Genomic DNA, 21844 nt, shown 5'->3' with positions numbered 1-21844 from the left:
CATTGTAGCTTCAGGCGTCAGCCTTCACAATTCGCCCCATGCCCGACCTCAATGATAAAACCCTGTGCTGGTTCCGCCGCGACCTGCGGCTTTCCGATCATGCCGCGCTCTACCATGCGCTTAAAGCCAGCCGCGCGGTGCATTGCGTGTTCGTGTTCGACACCGATATTCTGGATGAACTGACGGATCGCGCCGATCGTCGCGTGGAATTCATCTGGCTAGCCGTGCGCGAACTGAAAGCCGCGCTGGAAGAAAACGGCGCCACGCTGCAGGTGCTGCACGGCAGCGCGCGGCAACTGATCCCGCAATTCGCGCAACACTTGGGCGTGCAGGCCGTGTATTGCAACCGCGACTACGAGCCGGGCGCCATCGCGCGCGACGCCGCCGTGGCAGAGCAACTCCGGGCATCGGGCATCGCCTTCCATGATTTCAAGGACCAGGTGATCTTCGAGCGCGACGAAGTGCTGAACGGCGCGGGCAAGCCGTTTGCCGTGTTCACGCCGTATAAAAATGCCTGGCTGAAAAAGCGGAATGATTTTTACCTGCGTGCCTATCCGGTCGAACGATACCTGGCGGGGTTGGCGCGCATCGCTCCGGCACCGATGCCCGCCCTGCGTGAACTGGGCTTTGCGGAAACGGACCTGGCACAGCTCAAAATGCCGTGCGGCATGTCCGGTGCCGCGACCTTGTTCGACGATTTCCAACAGCGCATCGCAAGTTATCACGAAGCGCGCGACTTCCCGGCGGTGAAGGGCGTTTCCTATCTTTCGCCGCACCTGCGCTTTGGCACGATTTCGATCCGCACGCTGGCGCGTTTCGCCCATTACCACGGCGGCAAAGGTGCGGAAACCTGGTTGTCCGAGCTAATCTGGCGCGATTTCTATCAGATGCTGCTGTGGCATCACCCGCAGGTGGTGGCGCACGCCTACAAGCCGCAATTCGACGCGCTGCAATGGGAGAACGACGAGATCAAATTTGCCGCCTGGTGCGCCGGGCGCACCGGCTACCCGCTGGTGGATGCGGCCATGCGCCAGTTGAACCAGACCGGGTTCATGCACAACCGCCTGCGCATGGTGGCGGCCTCCTTCCTGACCAAGGATTTACGGATCGACTGGCGCTGGGGCGAGCGCTACTTTGCGCAGAAACTGCTGGATTACGACCTGGCCGCCAACAACGGCGGCTGGCAGTGGGCGGCTTCGACGGGCTGCGATGCCCAGCCGTGGTTCCGCATCTTCAACCCCGTCACGCAATCGGGGAAGTTCGACCCGCAGGGCAAGTTCATTCGCCGCTACGTGCCGGAGCTGGTGCAGTGCCCGGACAAATACCTGCATGCACCCTGGATCTTGCCCCCTTCAGAACAGCAAGTGCTCGGTCTGGTGATCGGCAGGGATTATCCCGCGCCCCTCGTGGATCATGCCGTGGCGCGGGTGAAGACGCTGGCGATGTTCAAGCGGGCTGCTTCTGGATGAAACGCGCGAGGTGGCCCAGCAACGCTTCTTCCTGGTAGGGCTTGCCGAGGTATTCGTTGACGCCCAGTTCCAGCGCGTAGTTGCGGTGCTTGTCCGCGGTGCGCGAGGTGATCATGATGATCGGCAAATTTCTGGTCTTGCTATCCTGGCGCAACCGCTTGGCGACTTCGAAACCGTCCATACGCGGCATCTCGATGTCGAGCAGCATCGCATCGGGCGAGATCTCCATCAGTTGTTCCAGCGCATCCACGCCGTCCTTGGCGGTGACCACCTGGTAGCCGGAACGCTCCAGCAGGCGCGTGGTGATCTTGCGCACGGTGAGCGAATCGTCCACCACCATCACCAGCGGTTTGTGGTGCACGGCCTCGCTGACCGATTCGGGTCGGATAATCTTGCGTGCCACGGCGATGCGCTGGGTGAAAGCGACCGGGTTGATGATGAGGATCACGTCGCCGCTGGTGGATACAGTGGCCCCGGCAATGCCGGGCAGGCGCGCCAATTGCGGCCCGATGTTCTTGACCACGACTTCCTGGTTGCCCAGCAGTTCGTCCACGTGCAGCGCGATGCGCTGTTCGCCGCTGCGCAGGAACAGGATCGGATTGTGCGGCTGGCTGATGATCTCGGCCTGATCGTTTCCCAGCACGCGTGGCAGGTAGAACAGGGGGTAACGCTTGTCCTGCCACATCACATGCTGTTGCGCATAGAGGGCATCCAGCTCGGCCGGTTTGACTTGCTGCACGTGCTCCACCATGGAAGACGGCAGCGCATAGACCGATTGCGCGGCGCGCACCATCAGGGTCCGCGTTACGGCCAGGGTGAGCGGCAGGTGAATGGTGAAGTGCACGCCCTGCCCGGGTTGTGACGCCAGATCGATGCGACCGCCGAGCGCGGACACTTCGCTGCGCACCACGTCCAGTCCGACCCCGCGCCCGGCGATTTCACTGACTTCTCCCGCCGTCGAGAGGCCGGCGGTGAAGATCAACTGGATCAGTTGATCGTCGCTGAGCGATTCGTCCGCCGAGATGAGATTTTTTTCCTGCGCTTTCTGCCGGATACGCGCGAGGTCGAGGCCGGCGCCATCATCCGCCAGCTCGAAGACCACCTCGTTGCTCTCCTGGCGCAGGGACAGGGTGATTTCACCGATCGGCGTCTTCCCGTTCCGGGTGCGCTGCTCCGGCATTTCCAGGCCGTGGGCGAGCGCGTTGCGCAGCAGGTGCTCGAACGGCGCCGTCATCTTTTCCAGCACGCTGCGGTCGAGTTCGATCTCGGCACCGGATAGCTCCAGGTTGGCGCGCTTGCCCAACTCCTTGCCGGTCTGACGCACGATGCGGTACAGACGTTCGCTGATGCTGGAGAACGGAACCATGCGTACGCTCATCAGATCCTGTTGCAGGTCGCGATTCAGCCGGCCCTGGGCATTGAGCGCGGCCGTGGTTTCGTCCAGATTTTTGAGCAGGGATTGCTGCACGGTCTGCACGTCATGCACGCTTTCGTTCATGAAGCGCGTCAGCTCCTGCAGGCGGGTGAATCGGTCGAATTCGAGCGGATCGAAATGGCTTTCGGACTCGCCGCTGGCGGCAACGCGCGCCTGCATCTGGCTTTCCGCCTGAATCTCGACTTCACGCAATTGCTTGCGCAGACGAGTGACGCTGTCGGTCAATTCCAGGATACCGCTCCTGAATTCGCGCAACTCGGCTTCGACGCGCGCGCGCGTCACGCTGACTTCGCCGGCCGCGTTGACCAGGCGGTCAACCGTGTCGGAACGCACGCGCAGCAAGGCGGCCTGCATGGCGCGTTCTGCGCCCACTTCCAGCGCCGCAACGGCGACAGGCGCCGGTGCAACTTCCGCCTCTGCCGCCAGTCCTGCGGCAACGGGTTCGACGGGTTGCGGCGTGGTCAGGTGATCGATGGCCTGGGCGATGCGGTCGAGGTAGTTATCCAGTTCGCCCCACAGCGCATCATTCAACTCGTGTTGGGTGATCGCCTTGTTGACCCGATCCTCGACGCGGTGGGTCAGTTCACCCAGACGCATCGCCCCTGCCATGCGCGCGCTGCCCTTGAGGGTATGCAGGCTGCGCTGCAGGGTCCGTCCGAGCTGCGCATCGTCCGGCGTTGCGCGCCATGCGCGCAGGGTGCTGCCGATTTGCGGATACAGATCGTGCGCTTCTTCCAGGAAGATCGGGAGCAGTTGCTCATCGACCTCATCATGGACATGGCGCGGCTGTTGCGGGACAGACGGCGCGACGGCTGCGCTGGCTGCGGTATCCGGTTCCGCGATTTCAGCGACCGGCGCTTCAAGTGCGGGTTCTTCCTGCTCCACCGGTACGTTCGGTACGGCCAGGGACTTGTCCTCCGCCAGGCGCGCGATGAGTTGCGTCTGTTCGGCGGGCGCTTCGAGATTGCGTATGCCTGCGCATAGTCTTTCCAGCGCGGAGATCACATCGTCGAGTAACACCAGCTGCGGAGTTCCTACCGCACCGGGCTTGTCGATGCGCGGTTCCAGCCAATTTTCCAAGGCAAAGGCGAGCTCGGCGACGGGCAAAAAACCCAGGGTGCGATTCACGCCCGCCAGGGTGTGCGCCGCACGCATGAAGGAATGGGAAATGACCGGGCTGACCGTGTCTTGCAGTTCTTCCAGGCGCGCGCGCAGTGCGCGTGCATGCTCGACGGCTTCTTCCGAGGCGATGCGGAACAGCATCGGCGACAGGCTGACCGTGCCGATGACAACCGGCGGCTCTTCTGCCGCAGGCGGCGGCGAAACCGGCTCAGTCGCGGCAACCTCACGCTCGATGGTTGCCGGCACGGCCTGTTCGGAGGTGGCCTGGTGCGGGTGGACCGGTGCCGGCAAGGGTTTGTCATGCTCTATGCAGTCAGCCGCAGTCAGCAGATGCGAGGTGTCGATGCGCGCGGTGGTGCTGCCGCTCTTCAGCATCTCCACCCAATGCTGGAACAACACCTCGGCATCGCCCACCATCTCCAGCAATTCCGGTGTCGCGGGCTGCTCTGTCGCCAGCCACTTGTTCATGGCGCGCTCGACCGCCCAGGCCACTTCGCCCAGCTCGTTCAGACCCACCATGCGGCCGCTGCCCTTCAGGGTGTGGAAGGAGCGGCGCATGATGACCCAGGGCTCGCGGCTGTCCAGATGCAGGCGTCCGATCTCCAGATTGGCGCGCAGCGTCTCCATGACTTCCTGTGCTTCTTCCAGAAAGACTTCCAGCAGTTCGGCATCTTCGTCGCCGGTGCGGACAGAGACCACCGAAGCCGCCGCTTCCTCTTCCGGCACCGCACTCTCCGTTGCCTGGCGACCGGCAGCCTGCTCCAGTTCATGCAGTGCGGCGCTTAACGCGACCGGATCCGGTTGCTGTCCCATTCTCAAGCGTTGCACATAATCATCGGCCGCACTGAGGGCGGCCGCCACCGCGCGCATCTCGGTTACGGAAGGCGTGTCACCCTGCTGATAGCGCTCGATGGAATGACGCAGGGCGACCAGCAATTGTTCGGCCACTTCCAGCGACAGGATATGCAGCCCGCCCTGCACCTGGCTCAACATGCGGCCGACTTGCAGCAATTCCGTGCGTTTGGCCGCGTTGCCGAAAAACGCGTTCAGAGTTTGCTCGATCTGTTGCAGATTGCTCTGCATCTCGGCCGCCAGCGGCGCCATGATCTCGCGCTGCTCCATTTCGCAGTACAGCGCCACCAGACTGGAGAGCTTGCCGGTATCTTCCGGGCGTTGCAGCAGCGCCTGCTGCAGACGCATGGCGACGATGCGCGCCTGTTCATGGAAGCCGCTGCCCAAGTGCTGATAATGTTCGATGCCGCTGCCCAGCAGCAGCAGCGCCATGGCCATATCCATGGCAACCGGCTGCGCATGTTCCGGCGTTTCGATATTGGCGGCAGTGGCATGAATCTGGGTGCACAGGAATTGCAGGGTATTCCGATCCAGCGGGTCTGCCAGCTGCAACAACTGTTCGGTCAGGTGCGCAAAGCGTGCACAGGCGGCCCGGTCATTCAGCACGCACTGTTCCCACGACTCATTGGTCGCCGCCAATTGCGCCCGCAAATGGTCGAGCAGGGCCGCCATTTCTCCGGGGGGCAGGGGCGGCGCTTCCGGCAGATAGGTGTCGAGATCGAAACGCTGTTTGATCTGTTCGACGGTCTCGCTCACCGTGTGACTGCGCGCAATCAGATACAGCAATTCGCTCAACGCGGCAACTTCATCGAACGTGCTGCCCTCCACCAGACTGCGCATGCGCTGATCGATCCGGCTGAACGATTTCTTGATGTTCAGGTCGGGTGGAACCCCATCGAGCGACACGCAATCCAGCAACCCTTGCGCGACCCACCAGAAAGACCGTTGCGCCGGATCCGAGCACAGGGAAACGATGGCGAGCGCGCCACGCATGGCGCGCAGCGCTTCGCCGGGGTTTTCCTGGCGCAGCCACTTGAGCAAGCCCTGCTGAAAATGCATGCGCGCCTGCTTGATGCGGGCGCCGGCATCGGCCGGCGGCGCCGACTCGAGGATTGCCGGGGGAAGCTGGACCCCGAGTTCGGGAAAAAACAGGTCCACCTCAAAAGCCATCTCCAGGCCGCGCACCTGGTGCAGTTCCTGATATTCCGGGAACAGGCGCAGGGTGGCATTGGGTGCGCCGCCAGCCAGCGCATCCAGATAATGGGTGAGTCCGAACAAGGCATGCTGGACCGCATCCTGGTGCATCGGGGTGGCCTGTGCGGGATCGGCGGCGAGTTCGCCCAGCAGGATTTCCACTTCCGCGCAAAACGCCACCAGCCCGTGCAGATTGAGCATCTGCAACACCCCCTTGGCGCGGTGCAGTTCGTTGCGCGCGCGCTCCAGCGCCTCCGGCGAACCGGTGGGCGCCGCGAAAAAAGTCTGGCTGTCGCGGATGATGGCGGCCAGCGAACGGTCGAGTTCGCTTTTGACCGGTAGCAGCAACTGCGGATTGAACGAGGTGGACACGCGCGACCCGGCTTAAAGTTTGAAACCGGATACGGAACTGCTCAATTCCCGTGCCAGCCCTTCCAGCTGGGTCACCGAGGCACTGGTGAGCTGGGTGCCTTTGGAGGTTTGTTCGGTAATTTTCAGAATGTCCGCCATCACGCCGGCCACCTCCTGGGCCATGTCGGTCTGCACCTGGGTGGAAACCGAAATGCTGTTCACCAGGTCGTTCAGTTCGCGGGTCGCCTGTTCGATCTGATGCAGCGATTGCCCGGCCTCATCGGCCAACTGCGCCCCCTGCACCACGCCCTGGGTGCTTTTTTCCATCGCGGTCACCGCATCCTGCGTGTCGCCCTGAATGGTCTTGACCAGCAAGCCGATCTGCTTGGTCGCTTCTGCGGACCGTTCCGCGAGGCGCTGCACTTCTTCTGCCACCACCGCAAAGCCGCGTCCCGCTTCGCCGGCGGAAGCGGCCTGGATGGCCGCGTTCAGCGCGAGCACGTTGGTTTGTTCGGTGATGTCGGAAATCAGGTCCACGATTTCGCCGATTTCCTGCGAACTTTCGCCCAGCCGTTTGATGCGTTTCGAGGTTTCCTGAATCTGTTCGCGAATGCCGTTCATGCCGGCCACCGCGTTGCGCACCGCCTGAGCGCCCTGTTCCGTCACTTCCTGGGTATGGCGCGCCACCGTAGCCGACTGCGCCGCACTGCTGTCAACTTCCTGAATCGATTTGGTCATCAGTTCCACCGCGCCGCCCGCATCGCGGATTTCGGACGCCTGTTTCTGGGTCGCGGTCAGCAGCCCCTGGGTCACTGTACCCGCATCATTCGTGGCCTTGTTCACCTGCTCGGTGGCGGAGATCACGCGCGATACCAGCCGGCGCAACTCATCGGTGGTGTAGTTGATCGAGTCGGCGATGGCGCCGGTGATGTCTTCCGAGACAGTCGCCTTGGCGGTCAGGTCGCCGTCGGCCAGATCGGACAATTCGTTCATCAGGCGCAGAATGGCCTGCTGGTTATGCTTGTTGATGCGGTCGGATTCGTGTTCGCGCCGCTGCGATTCATCCAGGTAGATCTTGGACAGCAACAGCAGCAACAGCAGCAACATGCCGCCGGAAAAAGCCACCATGAAACCGGTGACCCGGCCCGATCCGGCCTCTTCATAGGCGTTCAGCAGACCCTGGGTCAGTGACTGCATGCGCACGTCCCGTTGCAGGATTTGCTGGGCTGCCGTGCGTGAATTCAGCAGCAGGTCTTTGTTGGCCACAATGAAACCCACCACGTTCTGGTAGCTTTCGAAGTCCTCCGACAGGGAGGCAACCGCCGTATCGGCAGGCGTCAGCTCGTCCAGCAACGCCCGCGCGGAAGCCAGCTTCGCCGGCAAAGTATCCAGCGCCTTGATGTTGGATGAAGTCTGCACGGTCTGCACCGTGCCCACGACCTGTTCCAGCAACAACTGGAGGCGCAGCGCCTTTGCGCCATAAGCGGGCGCGATACGGCTGACCATCTGGTTGGCGCTGGCCAGCAGATCGTCGCGCAGCGAAGCGCCGCGCTCCAGCGTTACCAGCAGGGGGCGCCCCGCTTCCACCTGGTCCAGCAGCTTGCCGATCTGTGCTGTTTCCTGCAACAGGGATTCCAGCGGCTCGCGCGCCGCGCCGGTCGTGGCGGGAAAATCGGCTTCACCCTGATCAAGCAGTTTCAGGGTCGTCTCGAACTGGGAACGCGCATCATTCAGCGCATCGAACGCATCGCTGTCCCCCGAAATACTGGCGACCTCGGCATTCTTTTCCAGGCGCTGCAGATAAAGCTGCAGTTTGGACGCCTGGGTCGCCTGGTGCGAACTGACATTGGCTGCCCGCCGGTCGAGGTAGGAAAAAGCGGCCGCCAGGACCAGGAACAGCAGCAGCAGAAAACCGAGGATGCGCAACTGGCGGTCGAAAGACTGTGCGCTGAACCAGGGAATGCGCAGCGAACGGGAATTCTGTACGGCGGCCGCCCCGGATTTGCTGGCGGCGGATGAAGTGCCTGTGGAAGGTAGTTTTAAGGCCATGTTTTCTCCTTGAGCGCCGGGGTTCATTCCCCGATCTGCAAAAATTCCGGTTGCTGTAAAAGTTGCTGGATGTCCAGCCTGTGCCAGATTTGGCCGCGCTCGTCCCGATAGCGCACGATGCCGCTTTCTTCAGTGCGCTGCCAGCTTTCGGTGTTGCGCAATCCCAGCACGCGCGAGACCAGCACGCCCGCACTGAAGGCGAAGCGCTGCCCCAGCAGCAGCACGCGGTTCGCGGCTTCGCGCACGGTGGGCGGCTGGTCGGGGAAGGCATTCAGGTCGATGATGCTGTACAGGTTGCCGCGCACATTGGCGACGCCGCAGTACCACGGTTTGGTCAGCGGCACCTGGGTCATGACCGGCACCGGCAGAACTTCGCTGATGTCTGTCATGTCCACCAGGCAAAGGTGCTGCCCCACCTGCACGCCCAGCGTCGAGATTTTGGCGTTTCCGGCCCCCTGCGCTTGCAGGCGATCCAGCACCTGTTGCTGAAACTCGCGCAGATTGAAGCGTTTGGACATGGGCGGCGGGATCAGCCGAGTGCGGCGATCTTGCCCAGCAACTCCTGGGCGTCGATCGGTTTGGTGACATAGTCCTTGGCGCCCTGGCGGAGGCCCCAGATCTTGTCGGTCTCCTGACCTTTGGTGGTGCAGATGATGATCGGGATATGCTGGGTGGCTTCGTCCTTGCTGATTGCGCGCGTCGCCTGAAAACCGTTCAGACCCGGCATCACCACGTCCATCAGGATCAGGTCGGGCAAGCTGCTTTTGGCCGTGGCGACCCCTTGTTCACCGCTTTCGGCAAAGCTGACTTCGAAGCCCTGTTTGTTCAGCAGGTCCCCCAGCACATGGCGTTCGGTTGCCGAATCGTCCACCACCAACACTTTCTTAATTGCCATATCCAGTTTCCTCATATCGTTGTGTATGCGCGATCACTGCTTCAATCAGGCTCTTCTTGTTGAACGGTTTGGTCAGATACTGGTCGGAACCGACCAGCTTGCCACGGGCGCGGTCAAACAGCGTGTCCTTGCTGGTCAGCATCACGACCGGCACCTCTTTGAAGTCGCGGTGGTTCTTGATCAGCGCGCAGGTCTGGTAACCATCCAGGCGCGGCATCATCACATCGACGAAGATGATGTCCGGCTTGTGGTCAACCACCTTCGACAGACCGTCGAAGCCATCTTCCGCCAACATGACTTTGGCGCCCGCCTGCGACAGGAAAATTTCACCACTGCGCCGAATGGTGTTGCTGTCGTCGATCAATAACACATTGACTCCAGACAAACTGTTATTCATCTTTCCTCCTTGCACGCTGTTTATTTTATTACCCTGGCGTGTCGTCGTGCCGACGCCTGCGAACATTACAGGCAGCGGGTTGCAGATGCTACCGCATTTTGCCCGGAATGCTCAACGTTTCCAGAAGGCCGGGGTGAACAGGATCAGCACGGTAAAGATTTCCAGGCGTCCGACCAGCATGCCGAAGGTGCAGATCCATATCTGGAAATTGGTCAGCCCGCTATAGTTGCCGGCGGGGCCGACCATCCCCAGGCCGGGGCCGAAGTTGTTGACGCAGGCGAGGGTGGCGGTAAAGGCCGTGAGGAAATCCAGGCCGCTGATGAGCAGCACAAACGTCATGCCGGCAATCACCATGAAATAAAGAAAAATGAAGCCGAGCACCGCGAATACGATGTTGTTGGCGACGACGTGGCCGCCAATCTTCATCGGATTGATGGCGGTCGGGTGTAGCAGCTTCAAAAATTCGCGCCCGGCCTGCTTCACCAAAACCAGGGTGCGGATCATCTTGATGCCGCCGCCGGTGGAGCCGGAGCTGGACGCGATGCAGCCGACGAACAGTATCCACAGCGGCGCAAAGATCGGCCATTGGCCGTAATCGACGCTGGCGAAACCTGAACTCGCGCCGATGGACACGACATTGAAGCTGGCATGACGCAAGGCGGTCATGAAGTCCGGATAGACGTCGTTGAACCAGAGGAAGAAGGCGATACCGAAGCAACTTGCGATAATCAGACCCAGGGCCGCCTGCGCTTCGGTGTCGAACCGATAGACGCGCAAGGTCTTGCCGCGCCAGGCCAGAAAGTGGGTGGCAAAGTTGACTACCGCAAACAGCATGAAGGCCATCATCACGAATTCGATCAGCGGCGAGTCGAAATAGCCGACGCTGGCGTCATGGGTGGAGAAGCCGCCCAGTCCGGTGGTGGAAAAGCCATGACAGATCGCATCCAGCCAGGACATGCCGGCCCATTTGAGCGAAGCAATGCAGACCAGAGTGATGATCACATAAACGACCCACAGGCTGCGTGCGGTGTCGGCGATGCGCGGCGTCAGCGCCGAGTCTTTCATCGGCCCCGGTGTCTCGGCTTTGAACAATTGGCGCCCCCCGACGCCCAGTAGCGGCAGCACCGCGACCGCCAGCACGATGATGCCCAGGCCGCCCAGCCATTCCAGTTCATGGCGCCAGAGATTGAGGGCGGGTGCCAGCATGTCCAGCCCGGTCAGCACCGTGGCGCCGGTGGTGGTGATGCCGGACATCGTTTCAAAGTAGGCGTCGGTGAAGGACAGGTCCGGAAGGGCGAGCAACAACGGGAGGGTGGCGAAGAGCGGCATCGAGGTCCACATGGTCACCACCAGCAAATAGCCGTGGCGCGTGGAAAGTTCGCCCTTGTAACGCCGGGTGAGCAGCCACATCAGGATGCCCGACCCGGCGGTCAGCACCATTGCCAGCAGGAAATCGATGAATAAACTGTCGTCGTGATAGATCAGCGCGGTGAAGAGGGGGAGCAAATAGGTCAGGCTGAACATGACCAGCAACAGTCCCAGCGCATTGATGACGGTCAGGGTGCGATGCATCAGAAAAACCCGAGGCTAACCTGAAATAATTTCTCGACTTTCTTCAGCATCTTCTTGTCCACCACGAACACGATCACGTGGTCTTCCGCCGCGATCACCGTATCGTGATGGGTGATGACCACTTGCTGGTCGCGCACGATCGCACCGATGGTCGCCCCCTTGGGCAGTTCGATCTCGTCGATGCGACGCCCGACCACGCGCGAAGATTCGCGGTCGCCATGCGCCACCAGTTCCAGAGCCTCGGCCGCGCCCCGGCGCAGGGAATGCACGGCTGCGACATCGCCCTGGCGCACATAGGCCAGCAGCGACCCGATGGTGATCTGCGCCGGGGACAGGGCGATATCGATCTTGCCGCCCTGCAACAGATCGACATAGGCGCCACGGTTGATCAGGGCGATCACCTTGCGCGCGCCGGCCTGTTTGGCCAGCAGGGCGGCCATGATGTTGTTTTCATCGTCGTTGGTGAGCGCGCAGAACACATCCACCTCGCCGATATGTTCCTGCTGCATCAGTTTCTCGTCCGTGCCGTCGCCGTGCAGCACCAAGGTGTTCGTCAGTTTTCCAGCCAGGCGCTCGCAGGCTTTCTTGTCGAATTCGATCAGCTTGACCTGATAGTGATGCTCGATCTCCCGCGCCAGGCGGAAGCCGATATTGCCCCCCCCGACAATCACCACCCGTTTCGCCGGCTTGTCCATGCGCCGCATTTCCTGCAACACGCTGCGGATGTTCTCGCTGGCGGCGATGAAAAACACTTCATCCCCCTCCTCGATGACGGTGTCTCCCTCCGGGATGATGGGACGATCCTGGCGAAAGATCGCCGCCACCCGCGCTTCCACCTGCGGCATATCCTTGCGCAGGAAACTCAGGGGCTGGCCGACCAGCGGCCCGCCGAGGTAGGCGCGCACCGCGGCGAGCGATGCCTTGCCCTGCGAGAATTTCTGCACTTGCAGCGCTTCCGGGAATTCGATCAGCTTGGCGATGTATTCGGTCAGGATCTGTTCCGGGCAGATGGAAAAATCGACGCAGAAATTGTCCGCGTTGAAAAGCTCATCCCGCATGAGGTAATCGGCGGCGCGGATACGCGCGATGCGGGTCGGCGTGTTGTACAGGCTGGCGGCCAGCTTGCAGGCGACCAGATTCACTTCATCGCTCTGCGTTACGGCCAGCAGCATGTCGGCATCCTTGATCCCCGCCTGCTCCAGCGTCGAAGGGTGGGCGGCATTGCCGACCACCGTGCGCAGATCGAGGCGGTCCTGCAGCAGGCGCAATTTTTCGCCGTCCGAATCGATGATGGTGATGTCATTGGCTTCGCCGACCAGGCTTTCGGCCACGGTGGAACCGACCTGTCCCGCACCCAGAATCAGGATTTTCACGCCGCTTCACCTTTCCACTTGATCGAGCAACCCATGCTGGCGATCTGCTCGCGCGGCCCCTGTCCGGTTTGCGCCACCTGCACCATGGCGTTGAACAGGTCGCGCGCGGCGCCTGGCACGGCTTCCTTGCGCGAAGCGTCGAGGCGGCCCCGGTACTGCAACTCCAGGGCCGCATTGAAGCCGAAGAAATCCGGCGTGCAGACCGCGCTGTAGTCCCGGGCGACCTGCTGCGATTCATCCCACACATACGGGAAAGGGTAGGAAAATTCCTGCGCCACCTGCTGCATGTTTTCGAACGAGTCTTCGGCGTACTCCGCCGGATCGTTCGACAGGATGGCGATGCTGCCGATGCCGTGCTGCTGCAGCTCGCGCGTATCGCGGATGATGCGGTCGCGGACCGATTTCACGTAGGGGCAGTGATTGCAGATGAACATGACCAGCAGCCCCTTGGGACCGCGTGCCGTCTCCAGCGTGTGGCGCCTGCCGTCCACGCCCGGCAAATCGAAGGGGCGGGCTTTCCAGCCGAAATCGCACAACGGGGGTTGCAGACTGATCATGGGACTTCCTCCTGAAGAACAGCGTGATTTTTTGCGGCGTTATATTATCACGCCCATCGTCCAGCTCCTGCGTCGCCATGTCCGCACCCAGATTCTATTGCCCGCCGCCCCTGCCCGCCGGCGCCAACTGCGAGTTGCCCCCCGAGGCGGCGCATCACGCGAGCCGCGTGTTGCGGCTGCGGGTCGGCGATGCGGTGCAGATCTTCGACGGGCTGGGCAATGCGCTGGATGCCACCCTGCATGCCATCCACGGCAAGCACGTGTTGCTGGGCAACCTGCAAACCTGCATGCCGACACCGGCGGGCGGGCTGCGCATCGTGCTGGCGCAGGCGCTGTGCGGCAGCGAAAAGATGGACTGGGTGGTGCAGAAGGCAACCGAACTGGGGGTGGCCGAGATCATTCCGATTCAGACCCAGCGCAGCGTGGCCAAACTGGCCGCGAATCGCGCCGACAAGCGTGCCCTGCATTGGCATAATGTCGCGGTGGCTGCCTGCGAACAGTGCGGGCGCAACGAGTTGCCGCAGCTGCAGGCGCCGCAGAGTTTGGCGGAATGGGTGCAGGCAATGCGCGGTGCGGAAGGCGGCAAATTCATTCTGTTGCCCGGCGGCGCGGGCGGGTTGCAGGCACAACCCAAGCCACAGGGCAGTGCCATCCTGCTGATCGGTCCGGAAGGGGGCTTTACCGCAGACGAGGCGAATGTCGCCCAGCAGGCCGGCTTCGTTCCGGTCCTGCTCGGACCGCGCGTGCTGCGCACCGAAACCGCCGCCATCGCCGGGATTGCCGCGCTGCAAACCCTGTGGGGAGATTTCAACTGAATGCAAAGGAGCGCCAATGCCCTACGTCAATATCCGCATCGCGGGCGAATTAAGCCGCGAACAGAAGGCGAAGATCGCCGCAGAAATCACGGACACGCTGGAGCGCATCGCGCTGAAGCCGAAACGCTATACCTATATCGCTTTCGACGAACTGCCCGACGAGAACTGGGCGATCGGCGGCACGTTGCTCGATGAGGAGTAGCGCGCCAAGATAGCGCATCAACCTGAAAGGACTGCCATGCCTGCCACCTCATCACCCGCCGATTTCGTTGCCTGGTTCCGTTCCGTTGCGCCTTACATCAACGCCTTTCGCGGCAAGACCTTTGTCATCGCGTTCGGGGGCGAGGTAGTGGCGGACGGCAAGTTTGTCGAGCTGGCGCACGATTTCAATCTGCTGGCCGCGCTCGGCATCCGTCTGGTGCTGGTGCATGGCGCACGGCCGCAGATCGAGCAGCATCTGGCCAAACACAGTCTGGCGGACACCTATCATCAGGGCATCCGCCTGACCGATGCCGAGACCATGCTGTGCGTGAAGGAAGCGGTCGGGCGGGTGCGGCTGGAGATCGAGGCGCTGTTGTCGATGGGGCTGGCCAACTCGCCGATGGCGAATGCCGATATTCGCGTGGCGGGAGGCAACTTCATCACCGCGCAACCGATTGGCGTCATCAACGGCGTGGACATGATGCACACCGGCAGCGTGCGCAAGGTGGACGTGGCGGCGCTGCGCGACCGCATGGAGTTTGGCGAAGTCGTGCTGCTTTCGCCGCTCGGCTATTCGCCCACCGGGGAGGTGTTCAATCTCACCCTGGAAGATGTCGCCACCGCCACCGCCGTCGCGCTGGATGCGGACAAGCTGGTGTTCCTGATGGATACCGACGGCGTGACGGACGGCAAGGGCAAACTGATCAAGGAACTCACGATTGCCGACGCGCAGGCGGTGCTGGGCAAGAAGCGCAAATGGCCGGATGACGTGAGCCTGTTTCTGCCCTGCGCGTTGCGGGCCTGCGAAGCGGGCGTGGCGCGCACCCATCTCATCAGCCGGCACACCGACGGCGCGCTGCTGCAGGAATTGTTCAGCGACGAGGGCATCGGCACCATGGTGGTGGAGAGCACGTTGAACACGCTGCGCGCGGCGACCATCGAGGATGTGGGCGGCATCCTGCAACTGCTGCGGCCGCTGGAGGAACAAGGCATCCTGGTGCGGCGTTCGCGCGAATTGCTGGAAAAGGAGATCGCGCGCTTTATTGTGCTGGAACACGACCATCGCATCATCGGCTGCGCCGCGCTCTATCCTTTCCCCGACGAGGCGGCGGCCGAACTGGCTTGCCTTGCGGTGGAGCCGTCCTGCCGCGACCACGGTTACGGCGAAGCCATTCTCAAGCACATGAGCGGACTGGCCAAAGCGCAGGGAATGAAAAAACTGTTTGTGCTGACCACCCGCACCGCGCACTGGTTCATCGAGCGCGATTTCAGGGAAGCCGATGTGGGCCAGCTGCCGAAACAGAAGAAGGCGTTGTATAACTACCAGCGCCGCTCCAAGGTCTTCGTCAAGAATCTGAAATGACGCGGCGTGCTTCATCGGCGTGTAATATTGGGCGCCTATCCTCAACCGATTATGGAGAACAGCAATGACGAGAATGGTGCAATGCGTAAAACTGGGACGCGAAGCGGAAGGGCTGGAACGTCAGCCCTATCCCGGCGCGCTGGGACAGCGCATTTTCAACAGCGTGTCGAAGGAGGCCTGGCAGGGCTGGATCAAATTCCAGACCATGCTGGTGAACGAGAATCGCCTCAATCTGGCGGATGCCAAGGCGCGCCAGTTTCTGGCGCAACAGATGGAGAACTATTTCTTCGGAGCGGAGGCGCAGATGCCAGCCGGTTACGTGCCGCCCACGAACTGAAAGTGAGCAAGGGTAGTTTCCCGCAGAATTTCCTCAACCGTGAACTCGGCTTGCTGGAGTTCAATCGCCGCGTGCTGGCGCAGGCGGAGGACGCTGCCGTCCCTTTGCTCGAACGGCTCAAGTACCTGTGCATCGTCAGCAGCAACCTGGATGAATTCTTCGAGATTCGCGTCGCCGGCCTGAAAGAGCAGATCAAGCTGGGCGGCATTGCCGCCGGCCCCGACGGGCTGGAGGCGGCCCAGGTGATGAAACGGCTGTTCGATCCGACCCATCAACTGATAGGACGCCAGTACCAGTTGTTCAACGAAGAACTGGTGCCCGCCCTGGCGGCACAGGGCATCAGGTTCCTGCGCCGCACCCACTGGAACGATGCGCAACAGGCCTGGGTGAAGGAATTTTTCCTGCGCGACGTGATGCCGGTGCTCACCCCGATCGGTCTTGATCCGGCGCATCCCTTTCCGCGCGTACTGAACAAGAGCCTGAATTTTGCCGTCGAGTTGCAGGGCAAGGACGCCTTCGGCCGCAACTCCGCCAAAGCCATCGTGCAGGCGCCGCGCGTGTTGCCGCGCGCGATCCCGATGCCGCCCGAGATCGCGGGCTGTCCACATGGTTTCGTGTTTCTCTCCTCCATCCTGCACGCCCACGTGGGTGAATTGTTTGCCGGCATGACGGTGCAGGGCTGCTACCAGTTCCGCGTGACGCGCAACAGCGACCTGTTCGTGGACGAGGAGGAAATGAAGAATCTGCGCATCAGCCTGCAGGGCGAATTGCCGCAGCGCCATTTCGGCGATGCGGTGCGCCTGGAGGTGGCGGACAACTGCCCGCAGGAACTGGCCGAATTCCTGCTGCAACAGTTCGAGCTGGGCGCGGACGACCTGTTCCGCGTGCACGGCCCAGTCAACCTGGTGCGTCTGATGGGCATCCCCGACAAGGTGGACCGGCCGGACCTGAAATTTGCGCCGTTCGTACCCGGCATGCCCGCGCTGCTGCAGAAGAAAGGGGCGGACATGTTCAAGGTGATCCGCAAGGGCGATGTCCTGCTGCATCACCCGTATCAGTCGTTCAAGCCGGTGATCGACTTCATCCAGCAGGCTGCCAGCGACCCGGAGGTGGTGGCCATCAGGCAGACGGTGTATCGCACCGGCGCCGATTCGGAGTTGATGGAATCCCTGATTGCGGCAGCCAAGCGCGGCAAGGAAGTGACGGTGGTGGTGGAGCTGCTGGCGCGTTTTGACGAAGAGGCCAACCTGAACTGGGCGGCGCGTCTGGAACAGGTCGGCGCGCACGTGGTGTACGGCGTGGTCGGCCACAAGACGCATGCCAAACTGCTGATGGTGGTGCGGCGCGAGGACGGCAAATTGCGCCGTTACGCGCACTTGGGCACGGGCAACTATCATCCACGCACGGCGCGGCTTTATACCGACTTCGGCCTGTTCACCAGCAACGAGGATATTTGCGCCGACGTGAACGAGGTGTTCATCCAGCTCACCGGACTCGGCAAGGCAAGCAAGATGCGCTATCTGTGGCAATCGCCCTTCACCCTGCACGACAAGGTGTTGGAAGCGATCCGCAACGAGACGCTGCTGGCGACGGCCGGGAAGCGTGCCCACATCATCGCCAAGATGAACGCGCTGCTGGAACCGGAAACCATCAACGCGCTGTATGAAGCCTCGCAGGCGGGTGTCAAGGTCGATCTGATCGTGCGCGGCGTGTGCGCCCTGCGTCCCGGGGTCAAGGGGCTGTCGGAGAACATCCGGGTGCGCTCCCTCATCGGGCGCTTTCTCGAGCATTCGCGCATCTTTTATTTTCATCGCGACGGCAAGCACGATGTTTATCTGGCCAGCGCCGACTGGATGGACCGCAACTTCTTCCGCCGTATCGAGACCTGTTTCCCCATCCTCGACAAGAAGCTTAAAAAACGCGTCCTTGACGAGGGCCTGAAGATCAATCTGCAGGACAATGTCCAGGCATGGGAAATGGATCGCAACGGATTCTGGCACCGCAAACGCAGCGGGCGCGGCAAGCCCGTCAATGCGCAAGCGGCGTTGCTGGCCGCAATGGCGAGCGCGCCAGTACAAGATTGAGCGATCGCTAGCACACCACTGGAAACCCTCGCGGGCGAGGTATAAGCTGCACCCGGACGATGCGAAGGGAGAGCATGATGGAGCTGATTCTGTGGCGGCACGCCGAAGCGGAAGACGGCGCACCCGATCTCGAGCGAGCATTGACGCACAAGGGACACAAGCAGGCGGAGAAGATGGCCGCTTTTCTGCGTAACCGGCTGTCCGAACCGATACGCATCCTGGTCAGTCCGGCCAAGCGAACCCAACAGACCGCGCACGCCTTCAGCAAGTCCTTCACCACCGATCCAGCCGTCGGGCCGGGCGCTTCGGCACAGTCGGTATTGCAGGCGGCTGGCTGGCCCGATGCCGAGGGTACGGTGCTGGTGGTGGGGCACCAGCCCGTGCTGGGACAGATCGCCGCGCTCCTGCTGGCCGACTCCGGCAATGGCTTCAGCATCAGGAAGGGTGCGATCTGGTGGCTCAGCCGCCACACCAGCGAGGGCGATTACCAGACCAATCTGCGCCTGGCGATTGCCCCGGAGAATCTTTGATTGGGAGGGTGTGGCTCATGTTTGAATCAGCGGAACTCGGGCACAAGATCGACAAGGCCAGCTATGACAGGGAGGTGCCGCAACTGCGCGAGGACCTCCTCAACGCGCAGTTCGATCTGGCGGAAAAAGGCAAGTTTCAGGTCATCATTCTGGTCGGCGGCGTCGATGGCGCCGGCAAGGGCGAGACCGTCAACCTGCTCAATGAATGGATGGACCCGCGCCACATCCAGGCGCACGCGATGGGCGAGCAATCGGACGAGGAACGGGAGCGTCCCCCCATGTGGCGTTTCTGGCGCGCCCTGCCGCCGAAAGGCAAGATCGGCGTGTTCTTCGGTTCCTGGTACACCGCGCCCATCGTGCGCCGTGTCCTGAAGCAAAGCAGTACCGCCGAGCTCAGCCAGCACATCGAGCGCATCAAACACATCGAGCGCATGCTGACCAACGAGGGCGCGCTGGTGCTCAAGTTCTGGTTCCATCTGTCCAAGGAAGCCCAAAGCAAACGTCTCAAAGCGCTGGAGAAAGACCCCAAGACGCGCTGGCGTGTAACCGCCCAGGATTGGCAGCGCTTCAAGCTGTATGACAAGTTCCGCAAGGTATCGGAGCACACCCTGCGCGAGACCAGCACGGCGGAAGCGCCCTGGGTCGTGGTCGAAGGCAGCGATGCGCGTTACCGCAACCTGACGGTCGGCAAGACTTTGTTGCAGGCGCTGCGCGACCGCCTGGACAACACGGCAAAGCCGGTTGCGCGTGTCGCCCCCTTGCAGCCGCCGATCGATCAGCTCGATGTGCTGGACAAACTCGACATGACGCAGAAGATCGCCAAAAAGAAATTCGACACCGAGCTGGAAAAATATCAGGGCAAGCTGGCGCTGCTCACGCGCGATCCGAAATTCCGCAAGATCTCCGTGATCGCCGTGTTCGAAGGATCGGATGCCGGTGGCAAGGGCGGGGCGATCCGCCGCATTACCGGCGCGCTGGATGCGCGGCATTACCGGATTATTCCGGTGGCCGCGCCGACCGAGGAAGAGCGCGCCCAGCCCTACCTGTGGCGCTTCTGGCGGCACGTTCCGCGCATCGGACGATTCACCATCTTCGACCGTTCCTGGTACGGGCGCGTCCTGGTCGAGCGCGTCGAGAAATTATGCAGCGAAGCCGACTGGATGCGCGCCTACGGCGAGATCAACGACTTCGAAGAACAGCTCGCGGAGAGTGGCGCAGTCGTGGTCAAGTTCTGGTTGGCCATCACCAAGGAAGAACAGTTGCGCCGCTTCAAGGAGCGCGAGAAGATCGGCTTCAAGCGGTTCAAGATCACCGAAGAAGATTGGCGCAACCGCAAGAAATGGGGCGACTACGAAAGCGCGGTGTGCGACATGGTGGATCGCACCAGCACCGAAATCGCGCCGTGGACGCTGGTCGAGGCCAACGACAAGAATTTTGCGCGCATCAAGATTTTGAAAACCCTGTGCGCGCGCATCGAGGCCGCAATGAAGAAAACCAAATAGCCGCGGCTATTTCGCTTCGTCAATCATCTGCGTGGTTTTTAGTTCGACTTCCCGCGCGATTTCAGCCAGCGCCGGACTTTGTGAAAGCGAGGCCAGAATTGCCGCCGGCCTGATCATGCCGATAAGGGTCTTGCCGCCTTCGGTGTAAACCGATATACGGCAAGGCAGGGCCATGTTCAGACGCATATCCTCCGCCATCACTTTGGAGGCCTGCAACGGGTTGCACACCTCGAACACGCGGCATTGGTTGGCGAACTCCACGCCCTTCCCGCGCAACGTATTGCCGATGTCGTGCACATGCAACACGCCAAAGCCGTTGCGTTTCACCGCCGCCTCCAGATCGGCTGCGGCCTGCTCGAAAGATTTTTTGCTCTCAACGGTGTAATACATTTCTGCTCTCCTGAACTAACACATAAGGCCGCGCCACGACAGCCCACACCAGCGCATCGGCTTTATACCACGCCAACGCCTGTTCGTCCGTGATGCGGGCGAGCTGCCCATTCTGCAGCCAGCTTGTCACCTGGGTCGTGTTGTCGCACGATACCTGATAAGCCACTTCCACCAGATCCAGTTCCGCACTCACTGCAATGGCCACGCCGCGCGCGAAATACGGTTGCAACTCGCGCCAGGCGATTTGCGCCGTTTCCAGATTCAATTGGGCGCGGGAAAATTCCTCGGGCGGCATCCTGGCCATGGCGTTCACTTATTCTGTTCCGTCCGTAAAAAATTGTTTTTGACCTCAATGTAATGATCGGCCGAATAGCGCAGATAGTTGATCTCGTCGTCCGTCAGCGCGCGCACGGCCTTCGCCGGTCGCCCCATGTACAACATCCCGCTCTCCAACAACTTGCCGGGCGAAATGAGGCTGCCCGCACCGACCATCACATGGTCGGGGACCACCACGTCGTCCATGACGATGGAGCCCATGCCGATCAGACATTCATTCCCGATACGGCAACCATGCAAAATGACCGAATGCCCCACCGTCACATAGTCGCCGATGATCAGCGGCGAGCCTTCGGGTTTGTCGGCGGTCTTGTGCGACACATGGCACATCGTCAAATCTTGGATATTAGAACCGCGCCCGACCACGATGCGGTTCACGTCGCCGCGCAACACGGTGTTGCACCAGATGGAACTGTCGTCACCCAGCTTCACATCGCCGATGACTTGGCAGGAGGGGTGCAGATAGACACGTTCACCGAGGACGGGGGAAGTGTTGAGGTAGTTGGAGAGTGGCATGGTTATCGGACTAAATTGTTGGCGGATTGCCTGGATTTAATTTTGAAGTGCGACGCCTGACTTGAAGAATACCTGAGCGGGTGTCAGAAATCCAAGCCGTTTTCTCGGTCTGTTATCCGGTCGCTTCATCGCGTGATTGATCTCCTGTTGCGCGAGGATGGTGGAGTCGCGGTTCTTGCCGATCAGAGTGTTGGCTTCCCAATTGTCAATCCGCTTGCGATTTTTGGCGGTCGAGCACCCGGGCGATCTTGCTTTGGCGATGTCCGGCTTTCTACAGGGCGTGAATCTGGTATCGTTCTTCTCGGGTGAAGCGGGTACAGATCATCAGTCCAATATCAACTGGCCGGTCAAAAGGCTCAGAGGCGATCGCAGCTATCCCGCTCGACCCGTCTTGTTCAAAATTGCACTTCATTCTTGAATCCAAAGATGCTTTTGTAAGAATCTGTTTCCGGTATCGACTCAATCATTGCCACGCACCCGGCTTCAAACCATTAAGGGAATACC

At 61.4% G+C, this 21844-nt stretch carries 20 protein-coding genes; 9 read left to right on the top strand and 11 right to left on the bottom strand.

Annotated elements, in window-relative coordinates:
* Positions 1–38 precede the first annotated feature (38 nt).
* Complete coding sequence (locus ACKTSJ_RS04585; protein ID WP_407897837.1) at positions 39–1469, top strand: cryptochrome/photolyase family protein; 1431 nt, start codon at positions 39–41, stop codon at positions 1467–1469.
* Here the strand turns inward: ACKTSJ_RS04585 and ACKTSJ_RS04580 are convergent.
* From ACKTSJ_RS04580 to ACKTSJ_RS04545, 8 genes are all read right to left on the bottom strand, one after another.
* Positions 1447–6444, bottom strand: a complete 4998-nt coding sequence (locus ACKTSJ_RS04580; RefSeq protein ID WP_407897835.1) for an Hpt domain-containing protein — start codon at positions 6442–6444, stop codon at positions 1447–1449. The genes ACKTSJ_RS04585 and ACKTSJ_RS04580 overlap by 23 nt on opposite strands.
* A 12-nt stretch (positions 6445–6456) precedes the next feature.
* Entirely contained in the window at positions 6457–8472 is a 2016-nt protein-coding gene (locus tag ACKTSJ_RS04575) for a methyl-accepting chemotaxis protein (RefSeq protein ID WP_407897833.1), read from the bottom strand.
* A gap of 23 nt (positions 8473–8495) precedes the next feature.
* Positions 8496–8990 carry a chemotaxis protein CheW gene (locus ACKTSJ_RS04570; RefSeq protein ID WP_407897832.1) on the bottom strand — a complete coding sequence of 165 codons (495 nt, stop codon included), beginning with the start codon at positions 8988–8990 and terminating at the stop codon, positions 8496–8498.
* An 11-nt stretch (positions 8991–9001) separates the two neighbouring features.
* Positions 9002–9367: a PleD family two-component system response regulator gene (locus ACKTSJ_RS04565; protein ID WP_407897830.1), complete on the bottom strand. Its 366-nt coding sequence runs from the start codon at positions 9365–9367 to the stop codon at positions 9002–9004.
* Positions 9357–9764, bottom strand: a complete 408-nt coding sequence (locus ACKTSJ_RS04560; protein ID WP_407897828.1) for a PleD family two-component system response regulator — start codon at positions 9762–9764, stop codon at positions 9357–9359. The genes ACKTSJ_RS04565 and ACKTSJ_RS04560 overlap by 11 nt, the downstream gene beginning before the upstream one ends.
* Before the next feature lie 111 nt (positions 9765–9875).
* Complete coding sequence (locus ACKTSJ_RS04555) at positions 9876–11336, bottom strand: TrkH family potassium uptake protein (RefSeq protein WP_407897826.1); 1461 nt, start codon at positions 11334–11336, stop codon at positions 9876–9878.
* A complete protein-coding gene (gene trkA / locus ACKTSJ_RS04550; RefSeq protein WP_407897825.1) occupies positions 11336–12709 on the bottom strand; it encodes a Trk system potassium transporter TrkA in 1374 nt (457 codons plus the stop codon). The genes ACKTSJ_RS04555 and trkA overlap by 1 nt, the downstream gene beginning before the upstream one ends.
* Positions 12706–13266 (bottom strand): thioredoxin family protein, encoded by a 561-nt coding sequence (locus tag ACKTSJ_RS04545; protein WP_407897823.1) that lies wholly within the window; start codon positions 13264–13266, stop codon positions 12706–12708. Before ACKTSJ_RS04545 ends, trkA begins: the two co-directional genes overlap by 4 nt.
* A gap of 77 nt (positions 13267–13343) precedes the next feature.
* Here ACKTSJ_RS04545 and ACKTSJ_RS04540 point away from each other — a divergent pair, with 77 nt between their 5' ends.
* The 7 genes from ACKTSJ_RS04540 to pap all read left to right on the top strand — a co-directional run bounded on the left by ACKTSJ_RS04540 (position 13344) and on the right by pap (position 20098).
* A complete protein-coding gene (locus tag ACKTSJ_RS04540) occupies positions 13344–14081 on the top strand; it encodes a 16S rRNA (uracil(1498)-N(3))-methyltransferase (RefSeq protein WP_407897821.1) in 738 nt (245 codons plus the stop codon).
* 16 nt (positions 14082–14097) lie between these two features.
* Positions 14098–14283: a tautomerase family protein gene (locus ACKTSJ_RS04535; RefSeq protein ID WP_407897819.1), complete on the top strand. Its 186-nt coding sequence runs from the start codon at positions 14098–14100 to the stop codon at positions 14281–14283.
* A gap of 36 nt (positions 14284–14319) precedes the next feature.
* Complete coding sequence (argA, locus tag ACKTSJ_RS04530; RefSeq protein ID WP_407897818.1) at positions 14320–15645, top strand: amino-acid N-acetyltransferase; 1326 nt, start codon at positions 14320–14322, stop codon at positions 15643–15645.
* 64 nt (positions 15646–15709) lie between these two features.
* Positions 15710–15982 (top strand): oxidative damage protection protein, encoded by a 273-nt coding sequence (locus ACKTSJ_RS04525; RefSeq protein WP_407897816.1) that lies wholly within the window; start codon positions 15710–15712, stop codon positions 15980–15982.
* A gap of 2 nt (positions 15983–15984) precedes the next feature.
* A complete protein-coding gene (gene ppk1, locus ACKTSJ_RS04520) occupies positions 15985–18066 on the top strand; it encodes a polyphosphate kinase 1 (RefSeq protein WP_407897815.1) in 2082 nt (693 codons plus the stop codon).
* Positions 18067–18140: 74 nt separating this feature from the next.
* Entirely contained in the window at positions 18141–18596 is a 456-nt protein-coding gene (gene sixA / locus ACKTSJ_RS04515; RefSeq protein ID WP_407897813.1) for a phosphohistidine phosphatase SixA, read from the top strand.
* A 17-nt stretch (positions 18597–18613) separates the two neighbouring features.
* Positions 18614–20098: a polyphosphate:AMP phosphotransferase gene (pap, locus tag ACKTSJ_RS04510; RefSeq protein ID WP_407897811.1), complete on the top strand. Its 1485-nt coding sequence runs from the start codon at positions 18614–18616 to the stop codon at positions 20096–20098.
* A 6-nt stretch (positions 20099–20104) separates the two neighbouring features.
* On the opposite strand, the gene ACKTSJ_RS04505 is transcribed toward pap, so the two are convergent.
* Genes ACKTSJ_RS04505 through ACKTSJ_RS04495 form a run of 3 tightly spaced genes read right to left on the bottom strand, consistent with a single transcriptional unit; the run spans position 20105 to position 21340 of the window.
* Complete coding sequence (locus ACKTSJ_RS04505; protein WP_407897809.1) at positions 20105–20488, bottom strand: DUF302 domain-containing protein; 384 nt, start codon at positions 20486–20488, stop codon at positions 20105–20107.
* Complete coding sequence (locus ACKTSJ_RS04500; protein WP_407897886.1) at positions 20472–20792, bottom strand: DUF2288 domain-containing protein; 321 nt, start codon at positions 20790–20792, stop codon at positions 20472–20474. Before ACKTSJ_RS04500 ends, ACKTSJ_RS04505 begins: the two co-directional genes overlap by 17 nt.
* A 5-nt stretch (positions 20793–20797) precedes the next feature.
* Positions 20798–21340, bottom strand: a complete 543-nt coding sequence (locus ACKTSJ_RS04495; protein ID WP_407897807.1) for a gamma carbonic anhydrase family protein — start codon at positions 21338–21340, stop codon at positions 20798–20800.
* A 175-nt stretch (positions 21341–21515) separates the two neighbouring features.
* On the opposite strand from ACKTSJ_RS04495, the gene ACKTSJ_RS04490 reads away from it, so the two are divergent.
* On the top strand, positions 21516–21758 hold the full coding sequence (locus ACKTSJ_RS04490) for a hypothetical protein (protein WP_407897805.1): 243 nt from the start codon (positions 21516–21518) through the stop codon (positions 21756–21758).
* Positions 21759–21844: the final 86 nt, after the last annotated feature.

The organism is Ferrigenium sp. UT5 (assembly GCF_045866295.1).
Classification (GTDB): Bacteria; Pseudomonadota; Gammaproteobacteria; order Burkholderiales; family Gallionellaceae; genus Sideroxyarcus.
This window is presented reverse-complemented; position numbering and strand designations above follow the sequence as displayed.